This window comes from Paenibacillus mesophilus, assembly GCF_005938385.1.
Classification (GTDB): domain Bacteria; phylum Bacillota; class Bacilli; order Paenibacillales; family NBRC-103111; genus Paenibacillus_AB; species Paenibacillus_AB mesophilus.
In genome coordinates, this window is record NZ_VCRA01000027.1 from 1 (window position 1) to 26398 (window position 26398).

Here is a 26398-nt window from a genome sequence, read left to right on the forward strand (position 1 = left end):
CCGTCCGGGCAAATATTTGTACCGTCTCCGGTACCAGACGATTGAGCGAAGTTTCGCGGATGCCAAAGAGCTCCACGGCCTTCGCTATTGCCGGTTGCGCGGAAAGAAAAAAGTTCTGGCAGATGGCGCTCATGACCGCCATCTGCCAGAACATTAAAAAGATCGCCAACCATCTGGCCAAGCTAGCCAGGTAGGGCGATCTTTTCTGTTTCTGGTTAGAGACGTCTCAGAGTTATACATTCTTGATCCAGACTAGCTCGAAAAACTAGGCTTTATAAACAGCCTGTACGTCGATAGACGTTTTTCTTATCGTCCATTTTCTCCGATTCGCGAAGCGAGCCGGTTCATGAGCGCTGCCGTCTCGGCCCGCATAACCGGGTACTCCGGGCGGAACATGCCGGGCTCGTACCCTTGAAGGGCGCCCTGGGCGGTCAAGGCCTGAATGTAAGGATAGGCCCAGTAGTCCGAGCGGACGTCGGAAAAAGTGGCTTTCGTCGCCGATGAAGCGTTCAGCTTCAGCGCTCTGGCCAGCATCGCCGCCATCTGCGCGCGGGTGATGACGGCGTCCGGCTCGAATTTGCCGGGGCTTACGCCGTCCACAATGCCCGCTTGTGCGGCAATCGCGATTTCGCGGCTGGCCCAGTGCGCGGCGGGCACGTCGGAGAAGCCGCCCGAGGCGGGCTTTGCCGCTCCGGCCGCTTGCCCGGGCAGCAGCGCTCGGGACAAGATGGCGGCGGCTTGTGCTCTCGTCAGCGGAACGTCCGGACTAAACAGGCGAGCCGCGGTGCCGTTCATCCATCCTTTCGAGAATACGGAGGCGATATCGTTCTGCGCCCAATGTCCTTTCGCGTCTTCGAAAAATGCCCCGTTCACCCATAACGTCATATAATTCCACACGTCGGCGCTTTCCTGTCCGAGACTCCAGCTCCCCGTTCCCTTCAAGCCGTACTTCTCGACCAATTCCAGCTTGCGCTTCATCGACTGCTCGTTCTCATGCCAGATGACGTACGTCCCGGGGGTCAGCGTCTTGGAATTGACGACGGGAGCCGGCTGGCCGGTACCGACCGTGAAGGTGCTGACGGCCGATTGGCTGACCGTATCATAGGCGGTCGTGCCGCCATATCGGGACACGAGAGCATCGACGGCGCTGTTGGCAATTCCGTCCCCCAGCACGGTTCCGTCCGTCTTCCAGATCCGGCCGTAAAACGGGAGACCGAGCACGATCTTACCCGGAGCCGCATGCTTCAGAGCATATTGGATCGATTGCTCGACATAACCAATGCTTGCTACCGGGCCGGGGGCGGAATCGCCGATAGACGTTTCGTCGTAAGCCATTATCATCAAATAGTCGCTGCTGTCCGCCAGAGCCTTGTAATCGTAGGAGCCCGGCCAGCCTTTCGCCGATCCTGTCGGATTGGCGCCGACCGCGACGGACACTTCCTTGCCGGCAGGCAGCTTGGCTCTCAGTTTCTTCACCAAATCCGTATAGTCATTGCGCGACGTTTCCGTTACGTTCTCGATATCCACGTTAACGCCATCCAAGTCGTACCGTTTTACCGCGTCTGCAATTTGCGAGACTAGCGCGTCACGCTGCTTCAAGGCTTCAAGCCCGACCGTACGGTCCCAATGGTTGCTGAGGAAAGGCACGACTTTGATGCCTTCATCATGCATGTTCTTGATGAATGCGGTGTCCAGCATCTCCGTCACTTTCAGACTTCCATCCGCATTCAGATCGAAGTAGCTGGGCGAGACGACTTGAAGCGCGCCGTCCGTGCGGTCGACATTTTGGATGTAGCTTGCCGTACGTCCCGTATACAAGTAGGACATCTGAAACCGGGCAGCCCCGGCATCCGCTCCCGCACCTGCAATTAAAAGAAAGGCAGCAAGTGCGGCACAAGCGCGTATGCGCTTAAAATCAGCCATAGGTGCAAATTTCCTTTCTGTGAGGTTAGTACCATTTTGCCAAATAGCAGGGAGGACGGACAATGCATAAATATTGTCAATCACCGGTTCTTTCGTCCGCCTCGCTCCTGAAAACGGCCGTCATTCTCGCCGCAGCCGCCGATTGTATGGTAGAATGATAGGAGCAAATAAATATGACGTGCAGGTGATCGAGATGGGCACAGTGCCTACAGGCGTCCGCGGATTGGACGTATTGATGGATGGCGGTTTCCCCCAAGGATCGACCATTATGGTTGAGGGTGCTCCCGGAACCGGCAAAACGACTTTGGGCATGCAGTTTCTTGTTCACGGAGCGATGAAGGACGGCGAAGCCGGAATTTACGTCACTTTCGAGGAGTTTCCGGATCAGCTTTACAGCGATATGCTTGCTTTCGGATGGGATTTGCGGAAACTGGAGGCGGAAGGCGCGCTTCGGGTCATCAGCATGTCGCCGGACATCTTTATCGAACAGATCGTCGAACCGGGAGGGCTTGTCGAGAAGCTGATCCGCCAGATCGATTGCAAACGGATCGTCATCGACAGTATCAGCCTGTTCCGCTACGGCGCGGCCGGCGAGGAGGAACACCGCCGCATGCTGTACCGGCTCCGGAACATTCTCCGCAGGCTCGGCTTGACCTCGATCTTGATCAAGGAGCGGGGGACGATGCGGGAGGAGTCCGGATTCGAGGCGTACATATCGGATGGGTTTATTCAATTGCAGTTAAAGCAGCAGATGGAGAAATACCGCGTCCGTACGCTCGAAATATTGAAAATGCGCGGAAGGCGAATTCGCGAAGGCGAGCACGTATACCGGCTGACGGATAACGGCATCCGGCTCATTCCGGCCCGCTCGATGGTCGAGGATTTGGCTCTACTGAACGGCCAGGAGAAAGTGCCGACGGGCGTCGCCATGCTGGACGAGCTTCTGGAGGGCGGCCTTGCCCAAGGCAGCGTCTATTTGCTCGATACGAACAGCAAGGCCAATTACAAGTATTTGATCGCTTCGGTGCTGGCCAACCGGCTGCGTGCGGGCGACAAGGTGCTGGCGCTGCTGTCGAGCTTCCTGACGCCGCAGGATTTGCACAAAATGTTAGCGCTTCAAGGACTGTCGATGGGCGAGTTGGCCAAGGAAGAGCGAATCTTCTTTATCGAGCATTATACGCGGCCTTATCCGAAAGACTGCGAATCGAGCGTCATAAATGTGAACGGGTTGAGCAACGAGAAATACCGCGAAGTCGTGCAGGAGAAGATCGGAGCGCTCGTCGAGGGCAGCGGCAATTGGTTTATTTACTACGATTTGAATACGGTCATAGCCGAGCGCGGCAAAGACTTTGCGACGAAGCATTTCGCCGAGGATTCCGCGGGCGTGAAAGCGCTTTGCATGACGATGATGGTGCTGTGCAATTTCAGCGAAATCGGACCGGAAGTTTCCGCTTTTTTGGAGAGAACATGCAACGGCGTCATCCGGACTTGGGTTGACGGCGCTTACCAATATATGCAGGTTACCAAATCGCCGAACGGCATTATTTCCGAGCCTTACGTCGTGGAGACGACTACGCAGGCTCCGTTTATGAAGTTGATTTGATTATTCGCGAGCGAGCTAAGACGGGAGGGGCTAACGATGAACGAGGAAGATTTATGGCAGCTGCAAATGGAGTGCACCCGTTTCTTTCAAAACAATCCGTACAGTATGGAAACGGTGGAAGGGATCTCGCTCAGGCTCGGACGCAAGACGGAGCATCTCGATCCGGTGCTCGGCAGACTCGTTTCGCTGTCTATATTGGAGAAGACGGGTAATGGATCGCGTTCCATTTACCGGTATATCGAGCCGAGCTTTTCCGGCGATATGGACGTGCAATGGAACGTCAACTGAGCCTCGTGCAGCACCTCCAGGACTTGTATGCGGATGAAAGCGGCTTGTCCGTCCTGCTGACGAACGATCGTGGGGAATGGTTAACGCGACCGTCCGGTGCGATCGTGCCGCCGAATCGAGAGTCCGGGGAATGGCGAACGAGACTGGAATCGTATCTCCGCGAAATCATCGGGGGCAATTCAGCCATACGAAACGGCATCGTATGCGAGGTTTCGCCGGGCGTCCGGCTTCTAATGGCTCCGGTGCGTCCGAACAAGCGGCTTACGTATTACATGTGGTCCGGGTGTCTTGTGGACGAGCAGGCGTCTACGCGAAGACAGTGGCCGAATTTGTCGGGGGAGGCTGCGTTTCCGTGGACGGAGGCCTGTCGGGCTGTCAGGCTGGAATCTTCCGCCGATACCGAGAAGGCGGTCGCGCAGATCGGCAAGCTGGCTGCAATCGCGGAAGGGCTGCTCGAGCAGGAGCATGCGGAGGAGACGTATTACCGGCGTACCGAGCTGCTTCGCCGTATGTCCGCGGGCGGCGGAACGTTCGAGGAATGGATTAGCGCTATGGCCGAGGCTTCGGATGAGGCGGATTTCGTCGGTTTCGCCGCAAAGACGGAAGGACAGCGGTTCACCATTCGCGATTATGCCGGGCCGGCGGCCGCATCGGTGCAAGGGTTATCGTTTTCGCTGGGGGAGGGCTTCATCGGCCAAGTGGCCACCGCGCGCAAAGCGGCATTCTGGGATCACGTCGCCCAAGACCCGCGGACGTTTGTGTTTACCGGACGGGGGCTTTACCCGACGGCGCTTTTTTGCGTGCCTGTAATGCGGGAGAGGGAGCTTGCCGGCGTGTTGTTCGGCGGGAGCGTGACGGATGCGGCGATAAGCCGGGACATGCAAACGTTCGTGCAGGCGTTCGCCTCGAGCTGGGCGATGAGCATAACGCTTGAGGCCGTGCGTGCGGATCGCGATACGAATTTTACCCGGCTGTCCACGTTCGTGGAGACGTGCGGTTCGATCAACCACGCTCAGGATGCGAAGCGGCTGTCGTATATTTTAGTGGATATGAGCCTGAATTTGGTGGAAGGGCCGTTCTCCTGCGTCGTGCTGAAGCAGTCCGACACGAAGGTGCAGCTTGTATCGAGAGGACTCGGACAGCAGCAGGCCGAGCGTTACGTGAAGCAGGTGGCGGCAAGATGGTCGAAGCCGGGAGGCGGTACGGCTCCCGAAGCGGAGCTTTGCGAGCATTCGGGCATGCCTCCCATATTGGAATGCCCGTTGTATTATCAGAACGAACTGCTCGGCGTATGGTGCATCGCGCTCAAGGATGCCGGCCAATTCGGCCTGTACCGCGACTATATGACCATCGTTGCGCAAGCGGGCGCTTCGGTCATCTACAGGCTGTGGGAGAAAGGCAAGGTCGATCGGGGCGATGCCGTGCAGCTGTTGAACCGGGCGCTCGGTTACTGGGATTCGTACGCGCACGAGATGACGCAAGAGGCGCAGGAGCTTGCCTTGCCGTTCGCCCGCTCGCTGAAGCTTGCCGACAGCGAGGTCAAGCATATCGGCGAAGCTTGCCTCATTTACCCGTACTCGCCTGCTTTTTTGAGCGGCATACTCCCGAGTGCGGAACAGATGGAGCTCATCGGGGATTTTCACGCCATTACCCGTCTGCTGGAGGAAGGCAAGCCCCGGAGCACCGTTCCGGCGTTCAGCGCGGGCGGCCAATTGATCGCTTTGGTCTATTTCTATTTGCAGTTCAGCCGGGACCTGCAGGCGCTCGATCAGCTGTGGCCGGTTGCTCCCGAGCTCCGCACGGCGTTTCGTTCGTTTTGCGATTCCAGAGAGGTCGTCGAGAGCGAGATTATGCTGGGCGAGGAGGCGGCGGCATCGCGCGAGCCGTCTGCTGCGGAAGTTCCCGATATACGCAATCTGAAAGATTTGCCGCCGCTCTCCACACGGGAACGGGAAGTGCTCGGTCATGTGCTGCAGGGCAAGAGCAACCGCGAAATCGCCGAGCAGCTCATTATTAGCGAGCATACCGTCAAAAACCATATGACGAATATTTTCCAAAAGCTTGGCGTGGGCGACCGGGCGCAGGCGATTGCATTAGTGTACAAGGCCGGGTGGAACCGGTAAAAGCGAACACCGCCTTCCGGGCTTGCTAGAAGTCCGGGGCGGTGTTTTGCAATCCGCACATCCGCCGATATTAACCGGCTTGGTCGTGTCGGTGTCTTCTTTCTTCCAGCAGCAGCAGCTTCAATTCCATCACTTCATTCCGGAGCAGCGCGATTTCGGAGGAGTCCGCTTTAATTTCGTGGACTTCCTTTTCGATCTCGGCCACTTCGGTTTGGATATTCGCCGCGTTGTTGACAATCTCCCCGACTACCAGATTCAGCATGACGAATACGGCGATGAAGATAAACGTCACGAAATAAATCAAGGATAATGGAGAGCTTTCGGCGATTGGACGATAAATGTTGGCCCAGTCGTCGAACGTCGCGATTTGAAATAACGTGACGAGCGATTTGCTTAAATCTCCGAAGTAGACGGGTGAAAGTTCCGCGAAGAACGTAGCGCCGATAACTCCATAAACGAAGAAGACGATGACCATCAGCAAAGCGATGCTTCCGATTGTCGGAATAGCCATAAAGAGCGAAGTGATGATTCTGCGCAGCGAGCGGATCGAGGAAACCGTCTTGAGCACCCGCAATACCCGCAATATCCGCAGCACGCTGACAAATTGAGAGCTCATGAACAGAAGACTGGCGGCGACGACAACAAAATCGAATACGTTCCAGCCGTCCTTGAAATACTTCATCCGGTTAACGATTAATTTCAAGATGACTTCTACGGTAAAAATAATTAAACATACCATGTCAAGGCTGCTTAATACAGGTCCATAGGCTGCCTCGATTTCCGGATAGCATTGCAATCCGATAATGATGGCGTTTAGGAAAACGACCGCCAGTATGAAGCTGGAGAATCCATTGCCGCGAACAAACGCCTCGAATTGATTTGGTTGATTTGTGCTCATACGGTGGAAAAACCTCTTTCCATAGAGTATGTACTTGCTACACACCGAATCCTCCTTCCGCAAAACATACATCGCTTACAACTTATCAAACGTCTACGATCCTCGTATTGGAGCTGCACCTCCGAGTGGAAAAGCGTCCGGCAACCGCCGAATCCTTTCCGGTTTGTAAGGGGATTCATGATTCCGTTCACGTTCCATATTGTACCATTCCATTCGACAAATGTCTCCGTTTTGGGATAAAAAGGATAGGTAAAAACTACTAGATCGATCGTTAATTTAGCTAAAATCCTATTCCGCAATATACCGTTTAATTGTATAATTGTTATAACAATTGAATACTATTAATAAGGAGATGAATGATAATGAGCAAGGTGATGGATATGGAGCGCAAAGTTTCGAAGTTCGGAAACAGTCTCGGCATTACAATGACAGATGCCCTTAGACAAATCGGACTTGAGGCGGGGGATACCGTACGAATTGACGTTAACGAAAGTAATGGAGAAATTGTTATCAAGAAAATGAATAAAGTCACTCTTCCGACTGGGATCAGCCCCGATTTCCTTGAAACGCTCTCCCAGGTCATGGAGGAGTATGACGAAACGTTAAAGGGACTGAAAGACAGATAATGGACGGGATTCGTTATATCACTATACAAGAAGTTATAGCGATTAATGTTGCTGTAGTACAAAAATACAGTCCCGGGGAGCACATTGGCGTAAAAGACGGCAATTTGTTGGAATCGGCCGTGCTGCGTCCGCAGTCATCCGCATTTGGTGATGATGCTTGCAAATCAATCTACAATAAGGCTGCGGCACTATTTGAATCGCTCGGACAAAACCATCCTTTCCAAAATGCAAACAAACGGACGGCTTTCACGGCCCTCATTATTTTCCTGCGTTATAATGGTTATCACTTTATGATGGAGAAAAAAGCCGCTGAAGATTTTACGGTCGATATGGTTAATCATAAGTATTCCTTTTCGGGAATTGCAGACATAATCAAGAAACATTGCATTGCCCTTGAATAGAACAAGAGACATCGCCATGCAAGGTCGATGGTCTCTTGTTTGCTTTATGGAGGCGAATCGTAAGGAACCTCTGTCTGTATTGCCCCGTCATTCAGAAGCTTACCTCCATCAAGCCTCCTATAGAACGTGATCATTTCTTATTGATTTCAACGAGAATATTGTAAGTTTTCTTCAAATCTTGATCAGTAAGATCAAGAAGCAACACTATAATCTCCCGCAATGTCTCGTTCTTGGACCCCGGAGCCGAAAACTGCTTCCCGTACTCAAAAAACTCATATAAATCCACGTCGAGTGCAACGGCTATCTTCTCCAAGCTCTGGATCGTCACATTGCGTTCCCCGCGTTCTACAGCGCCTATGTAAGAGTGATGCGTTTCGGCCAGATCGGCCAACTGCTCCTGAGTCAGTTTTTTTGCTTTTCGAATATCTCTGACTTTCGCTCCTATAAAACGAAGGGCTTCGTTTGCCATCATTTTTACACCTCAATAGAAGTGTAGACAAATATTGAAAAGTAATTAACAGTATTATGAAAATCAAACATAATAATTGTACTTATACGAACAATTATTATATAATAGACTTAACAATATATTACTGAATGCCCTTACAACTTGTTAGAGCAGCAAGCAATGTTTCGCCAACGCCTGTAAGGTTAAGTTTACTGTAAGGATAACATTATTTAGGCCTCTAAATGATTAGACAATGCTAAGGTAGGAACCGATCCGCTTGCATGAGGTCGCGAATAGGAAAGGAGTGGGACTGACCGTCAACCCGTCCGAAGGAAAAGATAAGAATAGCCGGGGATACCTTTTTCGTTGAAAAAAACGGAAAATGGAACTAACAACAAGGCGCGGACAGCGGATGACGGACGGATCGAAGGAGTGGATGGAAATGAAGCTGGAACTTATCGAACAACAAGCTGCAGCGATGGCGAAGCTGGAGCCGCAGGCGGATTTTTTGCTCAAACGATTGAAACGACACCATGCCCCCACCTATCGGCAAAGCTTGCTTACGGCCCACCACACGCTGCAATTGGCGAAGGCACTAGGTTATACCGACAAGGAACAGCAGGTGCTTTATCGGACCGCACTGCTGCATGATATCGGCAAGCTGCATATATCGCGCGACATTCTCGACAATCGGCACCGGCTGTATGATGGAGCTTTGCTGCAGCTGCAAGAGCACCCGAAGCTTGGGGCGGGCATTTTGGAGTCGTTTATCGCAAGCGGCGAGGTCGATGGGGAAGCGGTGCTGCATCATCACGAGAATTTGGACGGAACCGGATATCCGTTCGGTCTCACCTGGAAGTCGATTTCGCTGAATGCCCGCATTCTGAGAATCGCGAGCAACTATACGACATTGACGGATGAACGGACCTCGATCGGGCTAAGTCACCAAGAAGCGCTCGAGGAGCTGTACTGCTGGAGCGATGTGCTGTTCGATGCCGAGCTGGTCGAGCTGATGAACCATCTTTACCGTGAGCATGTCCAATCAAAGCGGGAGAAGGAGGATGCAGGCTATGATGTCTCTGTTAAACGAAATCGAAATTCTTAGACGGAAGCTGCACCGGGAGGCTGATCGACATGGTGATTTGACTCATTTCTGCGTTGTACGGATCAGCCAGCAACTGGACAAGAAACTGAACGAATACGAGCGGACGCGGCGCGATTGGGGCCGGGCGGCCGGGAGCCGGTAGGAGGACTATGAGCGGGAACTTTTTTTCTAAACCGTCCTGATTGTGTTATCGTTAGAAGTAACGATGCGCAGTCAAGACGGTTTTTATGTTTCGTTCTATATGAAGTCCGGTGACTTAGTGAGCGGAGGGTCTGAAATGATGCTGTAGAAGTGTGAGCGGTCGCATTTGTTTCCGGATTTTCACCGAATATGGGCGTATTGAATCAAAAAATCTGGAAACAACGGCGATCGGAAGCATATTTCAGACCCGTAGCGGAGTTATCGCCGGCCTTCTAGGCAAAGGAGCTACTCAATTATGGAACTGCTGAAGGTGAATATTGAGCAAGCCGGCTATGAAGAGCGCGACAACGTCATCCGGAACGTGGCGTTTACGCTTGAAGCCGGTCAACTGGTCGGACTGATTGGGCCGAACGGCGCCGGGAAAAGCACGACGATCAAAGCGATATTGGGCTTGATCAAGCGGACGAAGGGAGAGGTCAGCTTCTCCGGGCCGCTCGGGACGTACGCTTACATTCCCGAGCATCCGATCTTATACGAGGAGCTTACACTGTGGGAGCATCTGGAGCTGGCCGCGGCCGCATACGGTTTGGCGGAAGGCGAGTTCCGGGAACGGGCCGAAGAGCTGCTCGCCCAATTCAAGCTCGGCGATGTTCGGCATCATCTGACCACTTCCTTCTCCAAAGGGATGCAGCAGAAGGTGATGCTCATTATCGGCTTTCTGACCAAGCCGGACGTCTATATCGTGGACGAGCCGTTTATCGGACTTGATCCGAAGGCGACGAAGGAGCTGCTTGAAACGTTGAACGAGGAAAGACGGCGCGGGGCGGCAATTTTAATGTCCACGCACGTACTCGATACGGCGGAGCGGATTTGCGATTCCTTCGTGCTGCTGAACGGCGGGGAAGCGGTCGCGCAGGGGGATCTGGAGCAGATCCGGCAGGAGTGCGGGATGCCCGGGGCTACGCTGTTCGAATGCTTTCATACGTTGACTTGAGCGGAGGGGCGGCATGATCGATGCGAGGAAATTATTCAGGCGAAGGCTGATCTCGGAGTGGCGGTTTCAGTATCGGGTATGGAAAATGGCCGTCGACTGGACGGTAGCGCTGTATATCGTCATTCCCGCTTTATTGGTCGCCGGGTATCAGTATGTTTCGTGGTGGGGGGATATGCCGGGATGGGGGCGAGCCGTACCGGAAACGGCTTGGCTTATCGTTCTGTACATTTCGTGCGGACTCGGTTCGCTGCGATTATTTTTGGAGGAAGCGGATCAATTGTTTCTGCTTCGCAACGCGGAGTGGATGAGGCGGTTGAAGGGCAGCGGGCTCGGTTATTCGCTTTCGGTCCGGGTATTCCTGTCGCTGATTGCGGTTGGATTCCTTTCGCCTTTTCTTGTCCAGGTACACGGGTACGGCACGTTCAGGCTGGTGCTGTTGGCAGCGTTGACGGTAGCAGCCGGGGCGCATATGCTGCTTGCGAATCGGATTATTGCGCTAAGGCTGTCCCGCTTCCTCGGCTGGTTCGCCAGTGCGGGGGCTTTCATCGTCCTTGGCATTATGTTCGTGATCGCAGGCAGAGCGGAGGCGGCCTGGCTATGGGCGGCTGCATGGACGGCGCTGCTGGCGGTTTCCACTTGGTTTCTCGCCAAGATGAGGTTGACGATGTCGCATACGTTTTATCAGGATGTGGCCTACGAGTCCGATCAGCGGATGAAGTTCGCCGCACTGCTGATGGGCCAGGTCGTTCCGAAGCCATCGAAAATTTTGAAACGGACCAAGCCGCTTGTGCTTAGCAATTCGCGTACTTTATTCCGCAAGCGTACCCCCGATCGCGTGCTGGCGGAGACAATCTTCAAATCTTTTTTCCGGAGCGGCACTCAAGTGAGGCTGTATGTGCAATTTACGCTTGCATGCAGTTTCGGGCTGATGCTGATGCCGGTTGCGGTTAAGTGGTTGTTCTGGCTCGGCGTATCGCTTCCGCTCGCTTATTGGGTCAAAATGTATGGCAAGGAAGTGCAGGGGGCCGCGTTCGTGAAGCTGTTCCCGTGGCGGGATGAAGACCGTGCGAAGGCGATTCGCAAAGCGACGCCGCTGCTGTTCGTTCCGGCCTATGCGCTGGCAGGTTTGGCGCTCGGTTGGTCAGCCTATGGACTATTGGCGGGGATTGCGCTCATTCCGGCCGGCTGGGTTATCGGGTATGTAATGGGGGAATTGTTCAACGCATGGTAGGCGAATCGGCGGCAATGCGAATAAGGAAGCAATAGGAGGAATATCCTATAGGCTGATACCTATTCCATCTTGATGAAAGAGGGGCTTTCATGAGTCAGGCACCGATCTTTTTCGAGTTCCCGGATTCGGCCTCCGCCGCGATCGCGTTCGATACGCTGTCCGAGCTCGGCTACCATGCCCATGCGACAGGGCGGGGGGACAAACCGGGCGTCCAGCTGTATATCGACCATAACGATCTTACCTCCGCGCTGGAGATCGCTCAGGCTAACGGAGGCGTATTGATGAACACCGAGACGACGTCGGCGGAATCCGAATCGTACAGCTTGGCGTACGGGCTGGACTCCGTTCCGATTCCGGCGCATGTCGTCAACGAGGATTGGCCGGAGTCGTATTATACGTCGGCAGAAGGCGGCACAATCGGTTCGGCGGACGAATCCGGGGCCGATCCCGGTATGTTTGATCCGTCGGGAGACGATTACGACCACTTCTCGGCCGGTGTTCGGCTGTAAGTGGCCGGCGTTGAACGAGGGCACCTTAAGGGTGCTCTTTTTTTTGTGCAGCTCGGGCGCCGGGCAGCGATTCTATTTACGTAAATAGCGGCAATTATTGCGCTTATTTTTGGTAAAGAGTGATGACCAGGGAAATAGAGGAAAAAACCGACCTTATTTCGGTCGAATCCCTATTAATGGAGTGATTTGAAGCCCAAAACGACTGAAATAGATGCAAAAATTTCCGCTATTCTCGGAAGGTAGAGGTAAACGGCGTCCATAGCGTCGTTTTTTTCCGCTATTCGGAAGTCGATATTCGGGAGCCGTCCCCTTTCCTGAAAGGGGATTGTTTTGTGATGTGAAAAATAGAAAAATGATTGAATCGTTCACTATTGGTTTCATATGTTCATGGTCCTAATCCCTTTAATTTATTAAAATAACAATTGAAACCGGATGTTATTCACTACAGCAAAGGGGAATTTCTATGATTGAAAAATTAAAAGTGATCGATTGTGATATTCATAATGCGTTGAGGAGCCCCCGCGACTTGCTCCCGTATTTGGAGGAGCCGTGGAAAAGCCGGGTCGCCCGCTCGGGTCTCGGCTTGATGTACTCCGGGTACTACAGCCCGGTCGGCGTCGGCCGGAAAGATGCCGTCCCTCCGGGTGGAGGGATGGAAGGCTCGGACCCCGCCTTCGCGGCGAAGCAGCTGATGGACCCGTACAACGTGGAGTACGGCATCTTGACCAGCAATTTGTTCAGCATATCCGTCGGACACGATCCGGATTACGCGGCGGCGCTTGCGAGCGCCTACAACGATTTCATGATCGAGCATTGGTTAAGTGCGGACAGCCGCTTTAGAGGATCGCTGCTCGTCTCCTTCCTCGATCCGCTTCTCGCGGCGAAGGAAATCGACCGGCTCGGCCAGCATCCCGGCATCGTCCAAGTCGTCATGAGCAGCGCTACGCGCATGCCGCTGGGGCAGAGATACTACCATCCGATTTATGAGGCGGCGGCGCGCAACGGTTTGCCTGTAGCGATTCATCCCGGAGCGGAGGGCGCGGGGCAATCGAATCCGCCGTCGGCGGCCGGATATCCGACGTGGTATCTCGAATGGCATACGAATTTGTCGCAAAACTTTATGGCTCAGCTGACGAGCATCGTCTGCGAAGGGGTATTCGAGAAGTTTCCGTCGCTCGAATTCGTATTTATCGAAGGGGGTGTCGCCTGGCTGCCGCATTTGATGTGGCGTCTGGACAAAAATTATACGGCTCTGCGCGCCCAAGTGCCTTGGCTGAAAAAAATGCCCAGCGCCTACATCCGCGAGCATTGCCTGTTTACGACGCAGCCGATCGAGGAGCCGAAAAACCAGAACCATCTGAAGGCGATCTTCGAAATGATGGACGCCGAACACGTCTTGATGTATTCGAGCGACTATCCGCACTGGGACTTCGACGCCCCGGACCAAATATTGAGATGGCTGACGCCCGAGGCGAGAGAGCGCATTTTCTACTCCAACGCGAAGCGGCTGTACAACCTGTAAGAGAGGGAGCGGGGAAATGACCGTACATTATGTAGACGAAGCCGGGCAAATTCCGGAAGGCCAGCACCGCATGTATGAAATCGACGGCAAGTCGATCGGGGTCTATAACGTCAAGGGTGAATATTACGCCATCCTTAACTATTGCCCTCACCAAGGGGCGCAGCTGTGCAAAGGGCCGGTATGCGGCACCACGCTGCTCTCCCCGGTATACGAATACGAATACGGGAAACAAGGGGAGATCGTCCGCTGTCCGTGGCACGGATGGGAGTTCGATATCCGGACGGGAAAATCGCTCGTGGAGGGCAAGTCGAGGCTGCGGCGATACGCTGTAATCCATGAGAACGGCAAGATCGGCATCGAGGTGTGAGCATCGGGAAGCCTGAGGCGCCGGCATGGAGCTTCAGGCTTCAGCTTCTCGAACGGACGTGCAAACTACTCTGCGATCCGTATACGCTTCCGGCTAGCGGCCTATCTTCGGCAGCGGCAGGAGCGTGATCGGCTGGCCTTTCTGGACGGCCAGGGGGACGAGTCCGGTCACTTTTTTGAACACGCGGTGGAAGTGAGATTGCTCGCAGTATCCGAGATGATCGGATATTTCCGCTATCGTCATCTTGCTGTTTTTCAACAGCTCGCATGCTACGGAAATTTTCACCTGGTGGATGTAATCGATCGGGGTCTGGCCGAGCGTTTCCTTGAACAGCTTGGTCACGTGATTGGGCGAGCGCTCGATATAGTCGGCGAGATCGGACAAACGGATCGCTTTGCAATGGTTATGGACGATATAATTTTGCAGCCGGGTCATCAAATCGAGCTTGATCGCGGAGCTGCGCTGCTTGTGCGAATCCTGGATCATCCAGCCGAGCATCTCCGAGAGAATGCCTTCGCATATTAGCTCGAAGCCGGGAGTCCGGTTGAACCACTGCAGCAGCAGGGTGGAGAACCTTTGCTTGAAATAATTTCCGTTATGGATTTTGCAAGTGAAGCAGCCGTTTTCCCGCAACGGATCCAAGAGTGTATCCGCATGCCCGGACGATGTGAAGTGGGCCGAATATTTCTGGTGCGGGTCTTTGTCGTTATGGCAGGAGCGGCTCGTACCAGACGGGATGAACAAAGCTTCTCCTTGCCGCAGCTCGACGACTTGGTCGAGCAGCTCGTAAATGACCGTACCGCTCGTCACGTAAATCAGAATATGGTGGTGCACCTTCTTCGGTTCGATTTTCCACTTCTCGATTCGATCGTCATAAAGAACGGACTTGATCGACAGCATATACGGGTCCCCCTGTTCCTTCAGCGGTCATAAAACGATTGATTCATCCACAAAGTACAGCTATCGTTCATTGATCGTACAATCAGGTGTATATTAAGATTATAGCAAGATTTCGAATAATTATGGAGATCGAAGAGGAGTGAAATGTTAATTGATTGGGAGGTGAAGCGGCCTTCTAAGGAGCCAATTACAAGTAAAATGAATGCGTTTACAAAAATAGGCTGGGAGTGATTTCCGAATGGCGGCAAAAGAGGGGTATTGGAGGGTAAAAGGTTCGCTCGCGCTTCTCGTCGTGACAGCGCTGCTGCTTACGGCTTGTACGGGCAAGGACGAGTTGGGCAAGAAAGAAACGGAAGCGGCCAAGCCCAAGGATCCCGTAGAGCTCTCGATCTGGCAAACGGTACTGAACGTAAGCGAAGAGCAGTTCAAGCAGGAGTACGGCAACAAAATCAAGGAGAAGTTCCCCGAGGTGACGCTGCGCTTCATCCCTTATACGGGGAAAGGATCGGCGATCCAGGATTTGATCGCGGCCGGCCAAATGCCGGACATCGTTTACGCTTCGGTGGGCCATGTGTTCTTCGGCGTGCTCGACCCGCAGCTGCAGTACGATATGACGGAGCTGATCAAGAAAAACCAATTCGATCTGGCCCGCTTCGATCCGGCGCTGATCGAACGGCAAAAGCAGATGGCGAAGGGCGGGATTTACGGGCTTCCGACGTCGATGGACACGCTGGTGCTGTATTACAACAAAGATATTTTCGATAAATTCGGCTTGGCTTACCCGAAGAACGGCATGACTTGGGACGAAACGTATGAGCTCGCGAAGAAGCTGAACCGCAACGAAGCGGGAGTGTCTTACCGCGGATTCGGGATGGCGACCGGCGCGATGTTTACCGTCAATCCGCTCTCGCTCCAGTCCGTCGATCCGGCTGGGGATAAGGCGAGGTTCGCGACCGACGAAGGGTTCAAGAAGCTGCTCGACAATTTCTCGAGGTTCTACAAAACACCCGGCAACGAAGTGAACGCGCAAAACGTTACTTTGGCCAAGCAGCGGGAGCTGTTCGACAAAGAAAAAGTGACGGCGATGTTCGTCAACACGGGGGCGTTCGCTTCCTCGACTTACAAGGACACGATGAATTGGGACGTCGTATCGCTGCCGTCGTTCACCGAGACGCCGGGTGTAGGCTCGCAGCCGATCCCGACCTATTTCTACATTACGAACCAGAGCAAGAAGAAGGACAAGGCGTTCGAGGTGATCTCGTACCTCACCTCCGACGAGTTTCAGCAATTTTCCACCAAGCAGGGCAAGTTCACTTCGCTCACCGACAAGACGATCCGGAGCACGTTCGGCGACGATATTCCGTTTTTCAAAGGGAAAAACGTCAAAGCGATGTTCCCGGTCAAAAACGCGGCTCCGACACCTTTGACGAAGTACGATAGTGTGGCGCTGGCGAGCCTTGGCACGCAATTCGACCAAGTCATCATCGGTCCGAAGGACATCAATACGGCATTGCGCGACGCAGCGGAGGACGCGAATAAGAAGATCGAGACGGAGAAAGGGAAGTGACTGGCGGTATATGGCCGGATGTGGGCCGAACGGTCCGAGGATGAGAGCGAAAGGGAGATGGGAATGTTCAAACGGAGTTTGGCCGTTTTGCCAAGCTTGGTAATCGCAACCTTGATGGCTGCATGTTCTACTGGCGGGACCAAGGGTGCCGATACGGAACCGAGGGGTGGCTCGCAGCCCCCGAAGGCCCAGGCGGAGCCGGTTACGCTCCAGTTTTACCACACCTCGACCGGGGTGACGGTAGACAAGTTTATGGAGGACTACGGGAATGCGATCAAGAAAAAGTTCCCGCATGTTACGCCCGTCTTCACGCCGCTGGAGAAAGGGAATACGCTGCCGGACATGATCGCCGCCGGCAAAACGATCGATATTTTATGGAGCTCGATCGGGCATTTGCACGGGAATTTGCTGGAGTACGGCTTGCAGTACGACATTTCGGAGCTGGTGAAGAAGTACAAGTACGATCTGAACCGGTTCGAGCCGACAAGCATCGAGATGATGCGGCAGGCGGCGAACGGAGGCATCTATGGTTTGCCGATCGGCAATTCCTCAGCCGCCATGTTCTACAACAAGGATCTTTTCGATAAATTCGGTGTTGCGTACCCGAAAGACGGCATGACGTGGGATGAAACGTATGAGCTGGCCAAACGGATGACCCGCACGGAAGGGGGGAAGCAGTACCGCGGAATGACGTTCTCGTTCCAGCATATGGCGCTCTTGAACCCGTTCTCACTGCCTCATGTCGATCCGACGACCGATAAGGCAACATTCTCATCGGATGCGAAATGGGCCCGGTTTACGGAAAATTATTTGCGCTTCAACCGGATTCCCGGCAACGAGGTCGATGCGAAGCAAATGCTGCTCGCGTATCAGAGCGCCGTGTTTTTCGACGAGAAAATATCGGCTATGCATGCGACGCTAAGCGGCGGGAACCCATGGGCCGCTCCCAACATGGATATGATCGACGTGGTGACGCTGCCGACTTTCAAGGAACTGCCTGGCGTAGGGCCGCAAGGTTACCCTTACTATTTCTACGTCACGTCGATGAGCAAGCATAAGGAGCAGTCGTTCGAAGTGATCGCTTATCTCGGCTCGGACGAATTTCAGATGGAACGTTCGAAGAAAGGATTTATCAGTTCGCTCGACAACCCGGATGTTCATAAAGCGTTCGGCACGGAGTCGCCGTATTTCCAAGGCAAGAAACTGAATCTGAAGGCGCTCGTCCCCGAGAAGCTGGCGAAGCCGGCGCCGAAGACGAAATACCAAAGCATCGCCGATGCCAAGCTGCTCGCGAGCTGGTACGAAATGGTTCAAGGGAAGAAGGATATCAACACCGGGCTCGGACAGGCGGCGGAGGCAACGGATAAGGTGATCGAGACGGAGAAGGGCAAGGCGAAGAAATAACCGAAACGGGAGAGGTGAATGATCCATGACAGACAAGGACTTGAACCGGATGCAGAATGGAGAGCCGGAAGTGAAGCAGCAGGCGGAGGGCGCGGTGTTTGAAGGAGCCCGCAGAGGAAAGCTGAGCAGAAGAGCGGTGTTGTCCGCCATAGGAGTGGCGGGGGCTGCATTAGTAGGGAGCGGGACGGTCCACGCGCTCGATCTGCTGAAGGAGTCCGAAGGCAATAAACTCGGCGGGGGCAACGGCGGCGGAAACGGGGGCGGACCGGCTTGGAGCCGAGGAACGTACTCGTCCGTAACGGACCCACAGTTCGGGGCGAATCCGTCGAATGCGGACAATACGGCGCAAATTCAGGCGGCGATCGATTTCGTCAGCGCCTCGGGCGGCGGGATTGTCTTCTTCCCCAAGGGCCAATACAAGATTACGGGCATTAAGGCCAAGTCCAACGTCACGCTGAAAGGGGAAAATGCCGGCGCTTCGATTCTGCTCAACATCGACGCGAACGGGGCGAACGCGGTGGAATATAAGCCGGGACCGGAAACTCCTTACGAGCCGGATAACGTTCAGATGCTCGTCAATTTCTGGATCGAAGATTTGGGCATTATCGGCAACGCTCAGTCAGGGGCGGGAGTGTATCTGCTGTACACAATGAAGCGGGGGCGCGGTAAGTGCGGCTTGAACCGCTGCGTCATTCAGAGCCATGGAGGCGTAGGCGTTCATTGGCGGTACGGCGACTCGTTGTCCTTGAACGACTGCGATATCGGCAAGAACGGCTCCCACGGCGTATATTGCTTCCAGTTCAGCAATGTGATGACGATTGTCGGCGGCGTTATCCACGAGAACGGCGGCAACGGCGTTTACTGGAATCACGTAGCCTCCAATTGCACCATATTCGGCTGCTCCGTCCACGACAACGCCAAAGCCGGCGTGCTGGCGCAAAATGCCGAGCAGCCGTCGATTCTGTACTGCGCCTTCAACCGCAACGGCAAAACGACGAATTTGCCGGGCGTGCAGCTGACCGGGTTCGATCAGAAGAAGGTAGTGGCTGCCACCGTCATGGGGTGCCTGTTCGGTGACAATGCGCCGACCGGCTACGACGTTTCTTGCAGCTATGTAGAGGGCGCCAATATTTACAACAATTACTTCTACGGCGTAAACAGCGGCAAACCGTCTTACATTCGGCTGGCGACTTGGGTCAAAGGGGTAAGCATCCGGGGCAACTACTGGTTCACGACGAAAGGCAACCCGGCCAAGGTGACGACGAACGGGGCGGCGAATATCGCTTACTATATCGACGATACCGGAGATACGGGGCCGCTGCTGAATCAAGTGCTCGTCGGACGAACGCTGCAGTACGCCCTCGGCGACGCCGCGGATACGCTGCTGCAGGCGACGGTCGGCGCGAACGAGCCGCTTCCGCGCTTCCGGATCAAGGCGAGCGGTGCGATGGAGTTCGGTAACGGCAGCGCGATGACGGCGGCGTTCGGGCCGGACCCCGCGACGGGCGGGCTCAAGTCGTCGGTCCGTCTGAGCTCGGACCAGGGGTTTGCGACCGCGGGAAGCGACTTTACGGGCAAGCCGCTACGCCTCGGCGCGTATTGCTTGTGGGTGGACGCGGCCGGACGGCTGCGGATTAAGAAAGGTGATCCCGTATCCGATACGGACGGGGTTGTGGTCGGCGCGCAAGCTTAGTTCTTCACTTCGACTTGGCCAGGGGTTGATGTCGGCGGGCAGCGGCATGCCGTTGAATGAGGGGCGGCGTGGCCGATTGTCGGCGATAGCAGTCTTTTGCACGCCTTATTTTGGAGAAAATCGGGACTTTTGAATAAATAAGAGGCGTTTGGGGCTCCTTTTTGGTGGTAATGTGCTGGAATCGGGTGATTTGATTGTGGATAAGAGTCTCCAGCAGCTCTTATATCGCACCCCGCTTCCATTGTCCACCAATAAGAGCCCCAGAATACTGTTATTTTCGATTGCAGTTAGTACAGCCCAGCATCGTGCGGTTCCATTGCTAGGGGCAATCCGCTGCTAGCTGCTGCCTGCTGTGCCGCTCGTCAAAGCCGCGTTCTTGCCCGCCGTATACCCGGTCGAGAAGGCGGCGGTAATATTGTAGCCCCCCGTGTAACCGTGCACGTCCAGCACTTCCCCGCAAAAAAACAAGCCCGGCATAAGCTTAGACTGCATCGTCTTCGGATCGATCTCCTTCAGATGAACGCCGCCCCCTGTCACGAACGCTTCCTCGATGGACAGCGTGCCGTTCGCGCGAAGCGGGAACGCTTTAGCGATTCTGGCCAGCTCCGTCCAAGGCTGCTTCGGAATATTGTCATACGTGAGGTCGTCCGGGATACCGGCCTTTTTCAGAAGAATCGGGATCAGCTTCTCGGGAAAAAAGCCTTTCAGCACGTTTTTGACCGCTTTTTTGGATTCCTCCCGGGCAAGCCGCATCGTCTCGGCATAGATTTCGTCAGACGAACGGTCCGGGAACAGATCGATCGTCATCGGGACGGTGCGTCCCCCGGTCTTCTTCAACTGCTTCACGACGAACTGGCTGCACCGCAAAGCGGCGGGGCCGGATATGCCGAAGTGGGTGAAAATCATGTCGCCCTCGTGCTCGACCAGCAGCTTTCCTTTCTCGTTCCATACGGCCAAATGAATGCCGCGCAAGCTCAAGCCCTGCAGCTCGCGGGTTTGGATATAAGCATCGGAGGACGTGATCGGCACTTCGGTCGGATACAGCTCGGTAATCGTATGCCCGGCTTCCTCCGCCCAGGCGTAACCGTCGCCGGTCGAACCCGTATGCGGTACCGATTTCCCGCCGGTGGCGATAATGACACAGCCGCTCTTGAGCCGTTCGCCCGAGCGCAGCCGTACTCCTGCCGCATGCCCGTCCTCGTACACGACCCGATCGACCGGGCTGTTGATGCGAACCGCCACGCCATACTCGCGTACCCGGTTTACGAGTGCGTCAACGACCGTCTTCGCCTTGTCGCTTACCGGAAACATCCGGCCCCGGTCTTCTTCCTTCAGCTGAATACCCATACCTTCGAAGAAGGTGATGATGTCCCGATTGCCGAACGTATTCAACGCACTGTACAGAAACCGGCCGTTGCCGGGGATAAATTTGATGAGCTCGTCCAGCTCCTTGGCATTGGTCACGTTGCACCTGCCCCCGCCGGAGATGCCCAGCTTGCGTCCGAGCTTGTCCCCTTTGTCCACGAGCATCACTTTCGCTCCCGCAGCTGCGGCAGCGATACATGCCATCAGGCCGGACGGGCCGCCGCCGATTACGATAACGTCATAACTCACAACAAATCTCCTTTTCCCGCATGTCGACGGGGTCATTACAAATCATTGTAACGTGTTTGCGGATAAAAGAAAAACGCCCTTTGCCGGGTACAGCCCGTCTCACATGCGGCAGTCCCGACCGACTGCTCATTGGCTCGGCATCCTCGATCCAGCACCGCCGCCGCCCCAATGAATAACGGCAGGGTCTCCGATCCAACGGCCGTCCTCGTGGTCGATCGCCCGTACGACGATGCGCCCGTCGTATACTTCGACGAACAAGCTTTCACTTTTGGCCGGATGGAGAGGCTTGTTGTCGGGACCATACACGATGCGTACCGAAGCGCTTCCGACAGCAACGAACGGACCGCGCCACAGCTGGTTTGTCGTTTCCCAATCCCAGTGGGTATGCCCCGAGAACAACACGACGAACGGATACTTCTCCAGGATGGCGCGCAGACGTTCGTGCTGCACGACTCCCCGTTCGAGGGAGCTGCCGTCAAGCGTACCCGGCAGCGGCTGATGGAGAAACACGAGTGCGGGCAGATCCGTTCCCCGAGCAGCTGTTCCTCCGCCGGGCTTCGCATTTCGTCGTGCTTGATGTTCGGCAAGTCTCGTATCAAGCCAGACCAACTGCTCCTCCGATAAGTAAGCGTCCTCGGCAAAGGATGCATCGACGTCCCGATATGCTTCGCCGCTCATAAACAGAAACGGCACCCCTTGCAGGGTCGTTTCGTGATACGCTTTGGAGTAACCGAAGAAGTCCATGAATTGGGCCGTCGCTTTGACCGAGCTCCACTGCTTGCTCAGCTTGGCGTAATTGTAATGGCTGCCGTGCCGCCACATGCCGTAATACTCATGATTGCCCATAGTAGCATGCACCGGAGCATGCGGAGTACTGTTCAACAGTTGGCGAAGCATGTCGAAATCTTCACCCGCGCCATTCGTCAAATCTCCGTTTATTAAGAGCATATGGTTGTCCGACTTTATGCTATAATGATCTTTAAGCGCTTTCACGAATAATTGTTGCGACATTTCGTCGTTTTCCTGCACATGAATGTCGCTTAATAGCGAAAAGGTGACGAGAGGTTTGTCGCGTTCGGTCGAAGCCGGGAATGGTGCGGCTGCAGCGCTTCGGATCGAAGCGGAACCGTCCGTCGGGATAATGATCCAAGAAACGGCTGCCGCAACGGCGGCTATTCGAAATAAAGTGTGAAAAACGGTCAAGGCGCTCACTCCATTCGTGCATCTTGGCTCGCTGTAAGCCGTCTATTAGGTTGTTATGGACGGGTCCTGCTTATTCATCTTGAAACGGAGTGGATTTGTTTGCCCGAGTTAATTTCGTGGGGACCTTTCGCGATCCAAATCGGCTTATTGGCTGTTATTGCAGCCGTGATGACCGCGATTTTTGCCGTGCGCTGGCTGTCCCGAACACATGGAGCTCCCGCCAAGGAGGCGGCGGAATTGCTGCAGAACGCCGCTTTTATCGCGTTCGTCATTTGGAAGTTCGGACACGTTTTATTTGCCCCTTCGGTAGTCTGGAACCGTCCGCTCGCTTTGATGATGATGAACGGAGGGACGCGGGAGGCCGGGTTGGCGATAACGGCCGCTGTCCTATACTTGATCCTGAAGCTGAGGCGCAGCAGCGTCCCGGCACGGCTATTTCTGGACCTGATGTCGTTCGGCGCCGTCGCGGCCGTCATCGTGTATGCCGCCATCGACTGGAAGTACGGAAGAGCGACAACGCTGCCTTGGGGGCTTGTGCTGAACGACCCCGAATACCGTTATCATCCGGTTTCCGCTTATACCGTCATGGTTGCCGCCATCGTGGCGTTGTTTATGTGGATTCGCCGTAAATCGCTAGGCACGGGAGAGTTGTTCCGCGTAGCGGCCATGTATATGGGGTTGGGCATGCTTGCCGTCTCGTTCGCCGATGTGCCGCAGCGGTCCGTTATGTTGTTGTCGGCGTTTCAATGGCAGACGCTTGTTTTGGCGGGGGCTGGCATCATTTTCTCTTATTCGATGCATAATAAAGCCGAAGGGAGATGACGTAAACTTATGTCAATCAAGCAGACGAACAATCAAGATTCTATGGCGCAGCGCCGACAAGCCGGGCAGAACGGGAAAAATCGCGGGGACGCCGGTCTCTCCGCCGATAAAAAGCTAAACGGGCCCAACCGGCCCTCCGTTTGAAGCGCGGAGCAGCCATGGACAATAATCGAGACGAATTGCATTCCGATTCCGGCACCCGGGAGACGGGCGGCGAGGACGCGACGCTGGATCCGTTCGAAATCAACTTTTTGCCGCAATTTACGGAAGGGAGAGGCCCGCGAGAGCCTTTCGTTAACGAATTCGGCGTGACGATCGGGGACCATATTTACGAATCGCCGGAATCTCCGCTCAGCCAGTGGACGGAGGAGACCGACCCGTTCATCATGGCGGGAGACCAGTGGGTGCATCCGTTCAAGGATATAGGTTTTCGAACGGCGGAGAACCGCGACCTTTTCGAGAAAGGGATCGCTCCGTCGGATCAGGGCGAACGATTTATGCATCGCGACAAAAATTCCGCATATAATTTGGAAGACGATGAAGGGGATCGGGAGCAGTAAGGGACAAGCCGTTATAGCCCCACTGACCGAGCGCAGCGCAACATCGCAAGCCACAGCCGCCGCTGCAGCGAATAGTCCGCCTGGAAACCCTCTTGCTTTCTTAGGGGCTTTGCTTCCGCAAGTCGGAGATGTATAATGGGAGAAAGTAAACATTTTCGATTCGAAACTTGCGAATCATGGAGGAGTGAAGCGATAATGGCGATGTCATTCGAATCCTATATGCGCGATATGATTCAACCGATGCGGGACGACTTGACCCGACTCGGCATTCAGGAGCTGCGGACGCCTGAGGAAGTGGTGGAGCAGTTCGATGCGGCTAAAGGGACTTCTCTCGTAGTCGTCAACTCGGTATGCGGCTGTGCCGCAGGCCAATGCCGTCCCGGCGTAGCCAAAGCGCTGGAGCACGATATTACGCCCGATCACCTGTTCACGGTGTTCGCGGGACAAGACAAAGAAGCGACTGCCAAAGCACGCGAATTTTTCGCGCCGTATCCGCCGTCGTCCCCGTCCATCGCGCTGATGAAGGACGGAGAGCTCGTGCACATGATCGAGCGCCATCAAATCGAGAACCGGTCGGCCGAGCAGATCGCCGCCGATCTGACTCAAGCGTTCGAACGGTTTTGCCGCTAATTGAATAGGATGCAAGCCGTGCCGTCGGGGGAAGCCCCGGCGGTTTTTTGCTGCTCTCGGCGGTTTGTCCTTCGCGCGCTTCATGACCTCCCCTGACTTTTCCATGACCGAAGCATGACCGCCGGTCACTACTCCTTTCAGCAGGCTCCGCTTATGATTTGAACAGAAGGAGGTGAATCGAACATGATCGATCTGACGGAGAGGCTCGGCTTGATCGGCAGCATAAGTCTACGTTATCCCGAACTGACGGAAAGCGTTCTCTCGGGGGAAACGGTACCAGCTGCGACCCGGACCGACAAATCGTGCGGCTCTTCCCATGTTTGCGCGGGGAGTCTGGTGTCTATCGCCGCCGGTATTTGCGACGAGCACCGGGATGACGTTCTCGAATCCACGCTGTTTGCCCAATTCGCGGCCAACGGCCGTTATCAGAGGGATACCGAAACCGATCAGTGGTACTCGGTCTACGTCCAAACTTTAATTTTGCTCGGCTGGAATACGGTCGGATTCCGTTTTCAAAAGTACGCGCAATTGCCGGAACAATTTCAATTGTTCGATGCGATTCTCGAGCTGACCTCCGGCACATGGACCAAAAGCGCGCAGGATAGTCTGACCGTGATGCTTCGGGCGCTCGGCAGCTTCAAAAGCACGGATCGTCGCATCCAACTGCTGGGCGTAAACTCGGTCACCGCAAGCGCGGGCAATTTTCAGCTGGGAGTCGCGGAGAATGCCAAGGGCGATCAAGTCCAAATGCAGACGATGGCCGTGCTGTTCAATAGTCAAGGAATTCCCGCCGATTTTTTATTCGATCAATACGCAGCCGCTTCCGTGAATTTGTTCGCATCGTCACAAATGATGGTGTTGAACGACAATGTATACAGCCGCATGAGGAGCACCGTGAGGAGCAGATTGAACACCCAAATTCAACAATTCATCGTTTCGATTCCATTAAGCTGAACCAGCGAAAAAATAGGAGGTTTCATTATGAATATTGCCGACGTGCAACAATCGATCGATTTCATTCAATCCGTCAAGCTGTCGATGCCCGACCTTGCCCCGCTTGCCCTGCAAGGCCTAAACGCTGGCGGCAAGCCGCCCATCGCTCAAGATAACCACGGCAAAAACGATTCTTCAGCCAATATCACTGCCGGGAGCGTGATCTCTTTCGTAAGCGGCGTATCCGGTCAAAACCGTCAGGATGTGCTCGATTCCACCCTGTTCGCCCAGTTTGCGGCCAATGCCAGCGCGAATCGCGAAACGGACGCGCAAACCTGGTACAGCACTTACTTGAACACGCTCGGGGCTTTGGCCTGGACTTCCCAAGGCTTCGACTTCCAGCTATACGGCGTATCCAGCAGCTCGTTCCAGTTGGATGATGTCGTGCTGGATATTGTAAAGGCGGCCTTTACCGCCGACGAATACGCCGTTGTCAGATCAAGCATCGATGCGCTGAAGAAGCTGAAGGACGATGACGGCCGGATCAAGCTGTTCGGTCATAATGCGGTCGGCAGCAATGCCGGCAATTTCCAGATCGGCGCGGTTACGGAAACGAACGGAGCGCTGGCGATGCATACGCTTGGCGCTTACTTCAGCTCATCCGATACGCAGACCGACTTCCTGTTCGCCCACTACAAAAGCTCCAGCACTACGATTTATAAGGGAGTCCAGTCGATGACTCTGAACGAAAGCCTGTATGCCAACGTCAGAGACGCCGTACAGAAAAGGCTCGGCAAAAACATTGAAGATTTTATAGCGAACGTTCCGTTGTCCGGCAACTGAGGGAGATTCCGGACGGCGGGATCCGTTACCATACTTAATCATTAGGGAGA

General features: G+C 54.6%; 26 protein-coding genes and 1 pseudogene. 21 read left to right on the top strand and 6 right to left on the bottom strand.

Features of this window, described 5'->3' with window-relative positions; translation table 11 throughout:
* Positions 1–194 (top strand): annotated as a pseudogene (locus FE783_RS29965) (transposase); the annotation flags it as partial.
* Between the two features lie 112 nt (positions 195–306).
* Here the strand turns inward: FE783_RS29965 and FE783_RS29970 are convergent.
* Positions 307–1923: an S-layer homology domain-containing protein gene (locus FE783_RS29970; RefSeq protein ID WP_138883075.1), complete on the bottom strand. Its 1617-nt coding sequence runs from the start codon at positions 1921–1923 to the stop codon at positions 307–309.
* A 178-nt stretch (positions 1924–2101) separates the two neighbouring features.
* Here FE783_RS29970 and FE783_RS29975 point away from each other — a divergent pair, with 178 nt between their 5' ends.
* The 3 genes from FE783_RS29975 to FE783_RS38755 are packed head-to-tail and all read left to right on the top strand — an operon-like array spanning position 2102 to position 5937.
* The gene (locus FE783_RS29975) at positions 2102–3526 is read left to right on the top strand and encodes an ATPase domain-containing protein (protein ID WP_238403309.1); all 1425 of its coding nucleotides are present in this window, start codon (positions 2102–2104) and stop codon (positions 3524–3526) included.
* Positions 3527–3562: 36 nt separating this feature from the next.
* On the top strand, positions 3563–3814 hold the full coding sequence (locus tag FE783_RS29980; RefSeq protein WP_138883076.1) for a hypothetical protein: 252 nt from the start codon (positions 3563–3565) through the stop codon (positions 3812–3814).
* Positions 3799–5937, top strand: a complete 2139-nt coding sequence (locus FE783_RS38755; RefSeq protein ID WP_138883077.1) for a LuxR C-terminal-related transcriptional regulator — start codon at positions 3799–3801, stop codon at positions 5935–5937. The genes FE783_RS29980 and FE783_RS38755 overlap by 16 nt, the downstream gene beginning before the upstream one ends.
* A 70-nt stretch (positions 5938–6007) precedes the next feature.
* Here the strand turns inward: FE783_RS38755 and FE783_RS29990 are convergent, their stop codons facing one another.
* Positions 6008–6835, bottom strand: a complete 828-nt coding sequence (locus FE783_RS29990) for an ion transporter (RefSeq protein WP_138883078.1) — start codon at positions 6833–6835, stop codon at positions 6008–6010.
* Between the two features lie 362 nt (positions 6836–7197).
* Between FE783_RS29990 and FE783_RS29995 the strand changes: the two genes are divergently transcribed.
* Positions 7198–7461, top strand: a complete 264-nt coding sequence (locus FE783_RS29995) for an AbrB/MazE/SpoVT family DNA-binding domain-containing protein (RefSeq protein ID WP_138883079.1) — start codon at positions 7198–7200, stop codon at positions 7459–7461.
* Complete coding sequence (locus FE783_RS30000) at positions 7461–7862, top strand: type II toxin-antitoxin system death-on-curing family toxin (protein ID WP_138883080.1); 402 nt, start codon at positions 7461–7463, stop codon at positions 7860–7862. The genes FE783_RS29995 and FE783_RS30000 overlap by 1 nt, the downstream gene beginning before the upstream one ends.
* 130 nt (positions 7863–7992) lie before the next feature.
* On the opposite strand, the gene FE783_RS30005 is transcribed toward FE783_RS30000, so the two are convergent.
* Positions 7993–8334, bottom strand: coding sequence for a helix-turn-helix domain-containing protein (locus tag FE783_RS30005; protein ID WP_138883081.1), 342 nt, complete (start codon positions 8332–8334; stop codon positions 7993–7995).
* Between the two features lie 418 nt (positions 8335–8752).
* On the opposite strand from FE783_RS30005, the gene FE783_RS30010 reads away from it, so the two are divergent.
* From FE783_RS30010 to FE783_RS30040, 7 genes are all read left to right on the top strand, one after another.
* Positions 8753–9415, top strand: coding sequence for an HD-GYP domain-containing protein (locus FE783_RS30010; RefSeq protein WP_158302121.1), 663 nt, complete (start codon positions 8753–8755; stop codon positions 9413–9415).
* The gene (locus FE783_RS30015; protein ID WP_138883083.1) at positions 9381–9557 is read left to right on the top strand and encodes an aspartyl-phosphate phosphatase Spo0E family protein; all 177 of its coding nucleotides are present in this window, start codon (positions 9381–9383) and stop codon (positions 9555–9557) included. The genes FE783_RS30010 and FE783_RS30015 overlap by 35 nt, the downstream gene beginning before the upstream one ends.
* A 294-nt stretch (positions 9558–9851) precedes the next feature.
* Positions 9852–10550 carry an ABC transporter ATP-binding protein gene (locus FE783_RS30020; protein WP_138883084.1) on the top strand — a complete coding sequence of 233 codons (699 nt, stop codon included), beginning with the start codon at positions 9852–9854 and terminating at the stop codon, positions 10548–10550.
* A 13-nt stretch (positions 10551–10563) separates the two neighbouring features.
* On the top strand, positions 10564–11781 hold the full coding sequence (locus FE783_RS30025) for an ABC transporter permease (RefSeq protein ID WP_138883085.1): 1218 nt from the start codon (positions 10564–10566) through the stop codon (positions 11779–11781).
* 89 nt (positions 11782–11870) lie between these two features.
* Positions 11871–12290, top strand: a complete 420-nt coding sequence (locus tag FE783_RS30030; RefSeq protein ID WP_138883086.1) for a hypothetical protein — start codon at positions 11871–11873, stop codon at positions 12288–12290.
* 463 nt (positions 12291–12753) lie between these two features.
* On the top strand, positions 12754–13812 hold the full coding sequence (locus FE783_RS30035; RefSeq protein WP_202916290.1) for an amidohydrolase family protein: 1059 nt from the start codon (positions 12754–12756) through the stop codon (positions 13810–13812).
* Between the two features lie 16 nt (positions 13813–13828).
* Positions 13829–14179 (top strand): Rieske (2Fe-2S) protein, encoded by a 351-nt coding sequence (locus tag FE783_RS30040; protein ID WP_138883088.1) that lies wholly within the window; start codon positions 13829–13831, stop codon positions 14177–14179.
* A gap of 93 nt (positions 14180–14272) precedes the next feature.
* Here FE783_RS30040 and FE783_RS30045 read toward each other — a convergent pair whose 3' ends face one another.
* Positions 14273–15079 (bottom strand): helix-turn-helix domain-containing protein, encoded by an 807-nt coding sequence (locus FE783_RS30045; RefSeq protein WP_138883089.1) that lies wholly within the window; start codon positions 15077–15079, stop codon positions 14273–14275.
* Between the two features lie 238 nt (positions 15080–15317).
* Here FE783_RS30045 and FE783_RS30050 point away from each other — a divergent pair, with 238 nt between their 5' ends.
* The 3 genes from FE783_RS30050 to FE783_RS30060 all read left to right on the top strand — a co-directional run bounded on the left by FE783_RS30050 (position 15318) and on the right by FE783_RS30060 (position 19743).
* The gene (locus FE783_RS30050; protein ID WP_138883090.1) at positions 15318–16646 is read left to right on the top strand and encodes an ABC transporter substrate-binding protein; all 1329 of its coding nucleotides are present in this window, start codon (positions 15318–15320) and stop codon (positions 16644–16646) included.
* A gap of 63 nt (positions 16647–16709) precedes the next feature.
* Positions 16710–18050 carry an ABC transporter substrate-binding protein gene (locus FE783_RS30055; protein WP_158302122.1) on the top strand — a complete coding sequence of 447 codons (1341 nt, stop codon included), beginning with the start codon at positions 16710–16712 and terminating at the stop codon, positions 18048–18050.
* A 25-nt stretch (positions 18051–18075) separates the two neighbouring features.
* On the top strand, positions 18076–19743 hold the full coding sequence (locus FE783_RS30060; RefSeq protein WP_138883092.1) for a right-handed parallel beta-helix repeat-containing protein: 1668 nt from the start codon (positions 18076–18078) through the stop codon (positions 19741–19743).
* Positions 19744–20079: 336 nt separating this feature from the next.
* On the opposite strand, the gene FE783_RS30065 is transcribed toward FE783_RS30060, so the two are convergent.
* Positions 20080–21357 carry a BaiN/RdsA family NAD(P)/FAD-dependent oxidoreductase gene (locus FE783_RS30065; RefSeq protein ID WP_138883093.1) on the bottom strand — a complete coding sequence of 426 codons (1278 nt, stop codon included), beginning with the start codon at positions 21355–21357 and terminating at the stop codon, positions 20080–20082.
* 126 nt (positions 21358–21483) lie between these two features.
* The gene (locus FE783_RS30070; RefSeq protein WP_138883094.1) at positions 21484–22560 is read right to left on the bottom strand and encodes a metallophosphoesterase family protein; all 1077 of its coding nucleotides are present in this window, start codon (positions 22558–22560) and stop codon (positions 21484–21486) included.
* A gap of 99 nt (positions 22561–22659) precedes the next feature.
* On the opposite strand from FE783_RS30070, the gene FE783_RS30075 reads away from it, so the two are divergent.
* The 5 genes from FE783_RS30075 (at position 22660) to FE783_RS30100 (ending at position 26348) form a co-directional block, all read left to right on the top strand.
* Entirely contained in the window at positions 22660–23382 is a 723-nt protein-coding gene (locus FE783_RS30075) for a prolipoprotein diacylglyceryl transferase family protein (RefSeq protein ID WP_138883095.1), read from the top strand.
* Between the two features lie 158 nt (positions 23383–23540).
* Positions 23541–23942, top strand: coding sequence for a DUF3905 domain-containing protein (locus FE783_RS30085; RefSeq protein ID WP_138883096.1), 402 nt, complete (start codon positions 23541–23543; stop codon positions 23940–23942).
* A gap of 195 nt (positions 23943–24137) precedes the next feature.
* The gene (locus FE783_RS30090) at positions 24138–24572 is read left to right on the top strand and encodes a BrxA/BrxB family bacilliredoxin (RefSeq protein ID WP_138883097.1); all 435 of its coding nucleotides are present in this window, start codon (positions 24138–24140) and stop codon (positions 24570–24572) included.
* Positions 24573–24755: 183 nt separating this feature from the next.
* Positions 24756–25526, top strand: a complete 771-nt coding sequence (locus tag FE783_RS30095; RefSeq protein WP_138883098.1) for a hypothetical protein — start codon at positions 24756–24758, stop codon at positions 25524–25526.
* A 27-nt stretch (positions 25527–25553) separates the two neighbouring features.
* Positions 25554–26348: a hypothetical protein gene (locus FE783_RS30100; protein WP_138883099.1), complete on the top strand. Its 795-nt coding sequence runs from the start codon at positions 25554–25556 to the stop codon at positions 26346–26348.
* Positions 26349–26398: the final 50 nt, after the last annotated feature.